The 1122-nt window shown below is 18.9% G+C and carries 1 protein-coding gene; it reads right to left on the reverse strand.

The window, feature by feature from the left end; translation table 11 throughout:
* Nucleotides 1-450 precede the first annotated feature (450 nt).
* Nucleotides 451-717, reverse strand: coding sequence for a hypothetical protein (locus G3997_RS05355; RefSeq protein WP_296644086.1), 267 nt, complete (start codon nucleotides 715-717; stop codon nucleotides 451-453).
* Nucleotides 718-1122 lie beyond the last annotated feature (405 nt).

A 1122-nucleotide genomic window follows, 5' to 3' on the forward strand; every position in this document is an offset into this window, starting at 1 on the left:
TTAGTYMAMYTWWTTTTTWARKTKKWWTTTTTTGCCCTTTCCTTAAGGACAAGTATAACTATACCATCTGTTTTTTATATGGTCAACACTTTTTTTAATATTTTTTTTAGAAATATTTTACTAATAATTTTAAGCTTTTAAGTTATTAACATTATCCACATGCTATTTATATTGAAATATCAAATACATTAATTATTTATCAACAATTCTAACATACTTATCAACAAAATTTATCTTATAGATTTATATTAAAATATCTTTATTAAAGTACAGAATTTTGTCTAATAATCTGATTTTTTAATAAAAATTTAATTAAATATCTACATTTTAATATTGTAAATTTAATTATTATTTTAAATGACTATGTTAAACTATTTTGTTTGTAAATATAAATAATAAAAACGACTGGTATTATATTACCAGTCATTTTTATAGTCATTTCGTATTATATTAAAATTGTATCTGTATGCTAAATACCTTTGATATAAATATTAATGTAATTATACAGAATGTAGCTAAATCTATAACGAAATGTAATTTTAGTTTTTTTGTATCCCTATAGCTTTTGATATAGTTAGATATCCTCTGAGCAATTTGTATATATGCACCTATAAGTATGTATATAATGTTATCTATATATAAACCTATTATTGTTATTATTAAACATAATACATCCAATATATTAGAGCCATATTTAGTTAAAAAACTTTTTATCATTGTTATCTCCCATTTCTTATATCCATTAATTCGTATTATATAGCAACTGAGAAGTTGATTATATAATATTCAATTATTCTTCAATTACAAAATAGTTTTTTTAGTCTATATTATATCTTATTTTAAGGAAGTAGATAAATTACCAACCATTCTATTTAACATAGCCTTTTAAGTTAACTTCTATTAATAGATATATACATACTATATACTAACAATATAATCCTTACCCTACCCTAAGAGTAATATATAGTTCTTTATATACTTTTTTATAAATTATTAAAACTTAGTATACTATATTACTTAAGCTTCTTAGTGAAAAATATATCTCAAAATATTATTACTTACACTCTTTTAATAATTGTTTAATATACTAATTATCAAATAWTTTAATATATTTTAAATACT

The organism is Romboutsia sp. 13368 (genome assembly GCF_018336475.1).
Taxonomy (GTDB): Bacteria; Bacillota; Clostridia; order Peptostreptococcales; family Peptostreptococcaceae; genus Romboutsia.

Bases quoted from the DNA above. Each gene is read 5' to 3' on its own strand.
- G3997_RS05355 (WP_296644086.1), bottom strand. From the start codon at position 717: ATGATAAAAAGTTTTTTAACTAAATATGGCTCTAATATATTGGATGTA.